9 protein-coding genes are annotated in these 6,427 nt (G+C 47.2%); 2 read left to right on the top strand and 7 right to left on the bottom strand.

From position 1 onward, the window contains the following. Window positions 1–49 precede the first annotated feature (49 nt). Window positions 50–478, top strand: a complete 429-nt coding sequence (locus tag HYR79_08165; GenBank protein ID MBI1821669.1) for a cupin domain-containing protein — start codon at window positions 50–52, stop codon at window positions 476–478. After that, window positions 475–1,149, top strand: a complete 675-nt coding sequence (locus tag HYR79_08170) for an HAD family hydrolase (protein MBI1821670.1) — start codon at window positions 475–477, stop codon at window positions 1,147–1,149. The genes HYR79_08165 and HYR79_08170 overlap by 4 nt, the downstream gene beginning before the upstream one ends. A gap of 171 nt (window positions 1,150–1,320) precedes the next feature. On the opposite strand, the gene argJ is transcribed toward HYR79_08170, so the two are convergent. The 7 genes from argJ to HYR79_08205 all read right to left on the bottom strand — a co-directional run bounded on the left by argJ (window position 1,321) and on the right by HYR79_08205 (window position 6,068). Then, window positions 1,321–2,523 (bottom strand): bifunctional glutamate N-acetyltransferase/amino-acid acetyltransferase ArgJ, encoded by a 1,203-nt coding sequence (argJ, locus tag HYR79_08175; protein MBI1821671.1) that lies wholly within the window; start codon window positions 2,521–2,523, stop codon window positions 1,321–1,323. Next, complete coding sequence (locus HYR79_08180; GenBank protein MBI1821672.1) at window positions 2,520–3,569, bottom strand: N-acetyl-gamma-glutamyl-phosphate reductase; 1,050 nt, start codon at window positions 3,567–3,569, stop codon at window positions 2,520–2,522. Before HYR79_08180 ends, argJ begins: the two co-directional genes overlap by 4 nt. Window positions 3,570–3,640: 71 nt before the next feature. Beyond that, a complete protein-coding gene (gene rpsI / locus HYR79_08185) occupies window positions 3,641–4,033 on the bottom strand; it encodes a 30S ribosomal protein S9 (protein MBI1821673.1) in 393 nt (130 codons plus the stop codon). A gap of 7 nt (window positions 4,034–4,040) precedes the next feature. Beyond that, a complete protein-coding gene (gene rplM, locus HYR79_08190) occupies window positions 4,041–4,472 on the bottom strand; it encodes a 50S ribosomal protein L13 (GenBank protein MBI1821674.1) in 432 nt (143 codons plus the stop codon). An 86-nt stretch (window positions 4,473–4,558) separates the two neighbouring features. Next, window positions 4,559–5,005: a bifunctional nuclease family protein gene (locus tag HYR79_08195; GenBank protein ID MBI1821675.1), complete on the bottom strand. Its 447-nt coding sequence runs from the start codon at window positions 5,003–5,005 to the stop codon at window positions 4,559–4,561. Between the two features lie 9 nt (window positions 5,006–5,014). Next, the gene (locus HYR79_08200; GenBank protein ID MBI1821676.1) at window positions 5,015–5,623 is read right to left on the bottom strand and encodes a hypothetical protein; all 609 of its coding nucleotides are present in this window, start codon (window positions 5,621–5,623) and stop codon (window positions 5,015–5,017) included. Further along, a complete protein-coding gene (locus HYR79_08205) occupies window positions 5,613–6,068 on the bottom strand; it encodes a bifunctional nuclease family protein (GenBank protein ID MBI1821677.1) in 456 nt (151 codons plus the stop codon). Before HYR79_08205 ends, HYR79_08200 begins: the two co-directional genes overlap by 11 nt. Window positions 6,069–6,427: the final 359 nt, after the last annotated feature.

Consider the following 6,427-nt stretch of genomic DNA (forward strand, 5'->3'; position numbering starts at 1 on the left):
GCAAACGAAGAGAGGTGTCTCTCACCCGAATAGCTAAGGAGGCCTACCGATGACAAAACGAGACAGAGCCGCGACCTATCCCAACGGAGTACAGCTTGTGAAGTGGGCGGCGAAAGAAGAACCTACTCCCGAAACGGTTGCGGTGGAGATGAAACGTTTTGGGTATAAGGTTTACGATCTTCAGACCATCGCGCCCTGGTTTGAGCGGAGCCGTCACGCCCATGACGAGCCTGAAATCCGCGCCGCGGTTTCCGGCGTCATTACGTTTCATTTTGACGAATTTCCCGTAACGATCGAAGCGGGAGATATTCTTCTCATCCCCGGGGGAATCGCCCACGAGGTGATGAGTCACAACGCAAGGCCGTTTTCAGCTTATAAAGGGTCTCCGAGCGGCGAGCGGAAGGTTACCGAGCATGGCGACGGAAAGGGGAGCGTCGAGAATCTTGCGTCTAAAACAGCCCCGGGACCTAAAGGATGAACCTGATTGGATTAGACCTGGATGGCACCCTTGAGGACAGCCGTTCGGATATGATCGCGTCGGTTCGCCGGGTTCGGTCCGGTTTTGGAATCCCTCCAAGAGGGGATGAAGAGGTTGCTCCATGGGTCAACCAGGGGATGGAGACCCTTTACCGAAACTGTTTTGACGATTTTTTGAAAACCGGGGATGAATGGGTTCGGTTGAAGGCGGTTCAAACCGCCTATGAAACCGATTACCTTGACCATGTGGCCTGCGAGACGAAGCTTTACCCTGAAATTCCCCATATGCTGGAGGGATTGCATGAACTGGGGAGTCTCGTGGTGGTGACCAACAAGCCGGAGCGGATTTCAAAACGATTGCTTGAGGCTTTAAAAGTGGATCGGTGGTTTAGAGGGGTCGTAGGAGGGGACAGTTGCGGGGCTATCAAGCCCGATCCTTTGATGCTCCGGACCGCGGCGAAAATTTGCGGTTTTAATTCCTCGGCGGACCTGTCGTTTATGATCGGCGATACCTCGGGGGATATTAAAATGGGGCGTGCTTACGGGGCTATAACGTTTTGGTGCAAATGGGGTTATTCCTCTGCGCCCGGTGAAAAACCTGATTTCATCGCCGGAAGCCCGCTGGAACTTCCACGCCAAATCAGGGCAATTCTTTCCAAAATACCTGGTTGATCCGTAGCCCCAAGAACAGAGTTAGAAAGCTGTCATTGCGAACAAAGTGAAGCAATCTCAAGACTTTACGATAAGATTGCCACGCACCCTTCGGTGCTCGCAATGACATGATTAATAAGTGGGTGCGAAGTCTATCGCTGGTCTTGCATCTCCCTTGAAACTTTTTAATTTTTAGGTTCTATAAGAGGCATTAATTTTGATGTAGTCGTATGACAGATCGGTCGTCCAGACCCGCGCGTTTCCTTTTCCGAGGTGGAGATCAACTTTAATAGTGAATTCTTTCTTTTTTAAAATTTTAGAAACCTCTGCTTCTGCCTTATCCCCTAAACCGATACCGTTCTTTACAAACGGAAATCGATCAATTGAAATAGAAATTTTATTTTCTCTTATGGGGATGCCCGCGCATCCAATGGCCGCCATGATCCTTCCCCAATTGGCATCCTCTCCGAAAAACGCTGTTTTAACCAGCGGGGATTGCGCTATTGAATAGGCGATTTTTTTGGCTTGAGCCGCATTCACGCCGCCGGTGACTTCAAGGGTAACAAACTTGGTCGCTCCTTCCCCGTCCCTAACGATCATTTTTGCTAATTCCGTGCAAGAGGTTGTGACAAGCTCCTGAAACTGCTTATATTCCTTCGAGGTTTCGGAAAAGACCGGGTTGCCTGCTAATCCGTTGGCCAGGATGAGGACGAGGTCATTCGTGCTGGTGCAGTCAACCGTGATCGAATTAAAAGAGAGTTCGGCACCCTTTTTTAAGGATTTTCCCAGTAAACCCGGAGAAATCCGGGCATCCGTCCCCAAAAAGGCCAGCATGGTTGCCATATTGGGATGGATCATTCCCGATCCTTTTGCAAAACCTCCTACAGTGATCATGGTATTTCCGACCTTGCCCTTAACGGTTATCTTTTTGACGCAGGTATCTGTGGTTAAAATAGCTTCAGCGGCGTCATCGCATCCCTGAACAGATAATTGACTCACTAACTTCGGAATTGCCGGTATAATTTTTTCCACCGGCAGGGACTCACTAATTTTTCCTGTCGAAGCGATCAAGACTTCCTTCTGCGGGATGTTGAGCGCTTTTGCGGTGGTTTTTAGAATCTCAAGAGAGCTTTGTTCCCCTTTTTTCCCGGTGCAGACATTCGCGTTGCCGCTGTTGACGATGATCGCCCGCGCTTTTCCTCCCCTGATATGTTTTTTTGAGAGGGTTACCGACGAAGCGACGACCTGGTTTTTAGTGAAGACGCCCGCGGCGGCACAGGGCCTGTCCGAATAAATTAACGCCAGGTCAGGTTTGGCGACTTTTTTAATCCCGCAATAAATTCCTCCACCGGTAAATCCGGGAACTTCTGATAAGCCTTCGAATGTCATTTTCATGGAAAGAGCCCCGTTGCGGTCAGTCCCAGGGTCTCTTCAAACCCGAGCATTAAATTCATATTCTGAATCGCCTGCCCTGAGGCTCCTTTGGTCAGGTTGTCAATTGCCCCAAAAAGCGTTGTCATTCCGGTTCTGGCATCTTCCGAAAAGCCGATATGACAGAAATTTGATCCCCGGACATTTTTCGGGTTTGGGGATATCCCGGTTTTTAAGAGTTTAATAAAGGGTTCTTTTCCATAGTATTGATGGTAGAGGTCGTCCAGGGAACCACGATTCGATTTTAGTTTTACATAGATCGCGCTCAACATCCCGCGGACGATGGGGAGGAGCTGGGGGGTGAAAGTAACGGGAACAGGATGGCCCGAAAAATATTCGATTTCCTGTTCAATTTCGGGAATGTGCCGATGGGTCCCGCCGGTTTTATAGGGTTCAATCCCGTCATCCACTTCGCTAAATTGGGTCCGCAAATCGAGCGATCGTCCGGCGCCCGAAACGCCCGATTTGGCATCGATAATCAGAGGGGTTTGAAGGTCGATGAAGTCTTCCTTTAAAAGGGGATATAAAGGGAGAAGGATGCTGGTTGGGTAACAACCGGGATTGGCAACCAGCGAAGCTTTGCGAATCTTTTCACGGTAAACCTCGGTCAGGCCGTAGACCGATTGCTTCAAAAGGCCGGGGTTGGGATGATCCAGGTGATACCATTGTTGATACAGGGTCGGGTTTTTCAGCCTGAAATCCGCGCTCAGATCGACAATTTTCAATCCCTTTTGAAGCAACGAGGGGATGATTTTCATTCCCATGCCATGAGGCGTCGACATGAAGAAAAGGTCTGCTTTCGAAGCAAGGCCGGTCGTCTCGAGGTTTTCAAGTTTTAAGTCAAGAACACCGGTAAGGAAGGGGAAAACCTCCTGAATGTTTTTCCCGGCGGACTGTTCAGAGGTTATTGTCGTAAGTTGGACCTCTGGATGCCGGGCAAGAAGGCGTAAAAGCTCGCCGCCTGTATAGCCGGTGGCTCCGATAATACCAATTTTTATTTTTTTGGGCATCATTTTTTTTTCCTAAAAAAAAAGAGGGTGCTTTTAGGCACCCTCTTTTTGCAGTTCATTTCCTTTAAAAATTAACGTTTTGAGAACTGGAATCTTTTCCGGGCGCCTTTTTGTCCATATTTTTTTCTCTCTTTAGTCCTGGGGTCTCTTGTTAAAAGACCTTCTTTTTTCAGGCGTTCCCTCAAGACAGGGTTTAAAATGAGAAGCGCTTTTGCGATTCCATGCCGAACGGCGCCAGCCTGGCCTGTTAACCCTCCGCCGAATACGTTGGCGGTAACATTGTAACGACCTGCTAATCCGGCGACTTCAAATGGCTGTTTAACCATCATTTTCCACATGCCTCGCGGGAAATAGGTTTCAAAAGGAACTTTATTAATTAAAATCTTTCCGTCTCCGGGTTCAATGCTGACACGGGCTACAGCGTCCTTTCGTTTTCCAGTGGAGATATTTAAAATATTTGGCATGGGATCCTTACTTTAAAGTCAGCGGTTGTGGTTGTTGCGCCTGATGAGGATGCTCCGAACCTTTATAAACTCTCAGCTTCCTGATAATTTCTGAACCGAGTGTGTTATGGGGAATCATTCCCTCGATAGCCCGAAAAACGAGTTGATCTGGTTTTTCAGCCAGGAGTTTGCCGGCTGTCGTGGTCTTTAATCCACCCGGATAGCCAGTATGATGCTGATAGAGCTTTCCTTTCAGCTTATTACCGGTGAGGTGAATTTTTTCCGCATTAATGACGATGACATGGTCGCCTGTATCCATGTGAGGGGTAAAAATGGCCTTATGCTTTCCTCTTAAGAGAACGGCCGCTTGTGAAGCTAATCGCCCAAGGACCTGTCCGGTTGCGTCAATAATATGCCACTTTCGTTCGATGGCTTCTTTATTGATCAGGGTGGTTTTCATTATTTTCAAGGTTAATCCTTCTATACATAGAATTTAAAATAAAAAAGGCATTTTACATAAAATATAAACGGCTGTCAATTGAAAACTTAACCCTCAAGGTTGATTTTTTCAATTTCCTGGTTTTCTTTAATTCTAACCTGTTGTTTCAAATAGACGTCTTCATTGATAAAAACGGGCGCCTTAAGACGAAGGGCCAGGGAAATGGCGTCGCTGGGGCGGGCGTCGATAGAAATTTCCGTACCCCTGTTATCCAGATGCAGGTTAGCAAAAAAAGTTCCTTGAACCATTTTATAAATGACAACCTTTTGCAGAGGGGTTTTAAAATAACTCAACATGGTCTTTAAAAGATCATGGGTTAACGGCCTTGCCGTGGTGGTTTCTTCTAACGCCAGCCTGATCGAACTGGCTTCAGTTTCTCCAATCCATATCGGGATGAATTTTCCGTCGAAGTCTGTTCTAGGTTTTAAAACGAGGATTTGATGATCCGCGTTGGAGGCTGGCATCAGCCCGTGGATGGTGACTTCAATTTCCATTTTATTTCCTCAAGGCATTTTTTTAATCAAGTTTATGGCGGCCACTTCCATAACTTTTTCAAGAGGCGCCGGAGTTTGAGGAAACACGAGGTTTACATATCCTCTGGTTTCTTCGCTGGCTTCCCAAACGACCTCTCCCGCTTCAACATCCCAAATCTGAGCCCTTAAAGTTAACTGGGTTGCCCCTTCGGTGACACGGGTGTTGACCAGTTCAGGCCTCATTAAAAACCGTTTCCCCATCGCCCGGCCGACCTTTCTTACCAGAAGAAGCCGGGGAACCTCTTTTTGGAGGTTTGACCCTGTGAGTTGCGAAAAGGAATCATAAACCCCCGCCTCGGTGGCCAGTTTGGCTGCCTGAAAAGGTTCGATAAGGTCAAAGTCCTTTTGGAGCCCTTTCAATGATCTTAAAAAAATCTCCTGCGCGCTTTTGCGATATTCTGCCTCCTCGTAAAGAGAGGCCATGGGGAGGACGGCAACTCCGTCGCGGACGAGTTCAGCATGGGAAAGAGCCAATTTTTTATAATGAAGGGTATAAAAGTGGTCAATCGTTGAACACCCGCCGGACAAAAGAGCGGCGAGGCAAAAATAGAAAAGCAGACTCCTTCTTTTAAGCGTCATATTTTCCGAAGTCTTCAGGGCGGATATTGTCCAGCCAGCGGTCTAGTTCTTCAGTACTGTGTTTTTTTAAAACATCGTCGCTCGTAAAGATCGGAGCCTCGGCACGCAAACAAAGAGCGATGGCGTCACTCGGCCGGGAATCGATGGTAAATTCAGAGTTGTTAAACATTAAATGAATCTTCGCATAATAAGTATTTTCCTTAAGATCGGTAATGACGCAACTGATGACGGAGGCATTCAGCGAATCGAGAATGTTCTTAATCAGGTCGTGAGTCAATGGACGGGAGGAGAGCGTTCCCTCGATGGCCATGCTGATCGCATTGGCCTCAGACTTGCCTACCCAAACGGGCAGTATATCCGTGTTATTTTCATCCCTTAAAATAACGATATAAGCATTATTTAAAGGGTCAAACATCATCCCTCTTATTTTCATCTGGACGAGCATTTTTAACCTAAATTGGGGAAAGAGTAGAATTTAATATTACCTTTTCAATCGTGGAAATGTCAATCTTTTAAACTTTCCCGGGAACAGAAATAGAAAGCTGTCATTGCGAACAAAACGAAGCAATCCCGCCATCTTGAACCGAGATCGCCGCGCACTCTGCGGGTGCTCGCGATGTCAGGCAAAACGAAGGATTGTAAACCCTGTCTCCGGGTCGTTTTGGGTGTGAGACAAATTTATGGGTAAATATTGACTTTTCCTTTTTTTTGGCCTATTATCTGATTGTTATATAACAATCAGATAAGGAGGTCCCATGGAAAAATCTCTGGAAGAGCTCGAAGCCCAAAGACAAGGCCTCTATC

Source organism: Nitrospirota bacterium (assembly GCA_016178585.1).
Taxonomy (GTDB): domain Bacteria; phylum Nitrospirota; class Nitrospiria; order JACQBW01; family JACQBW01; genus JACOTA01.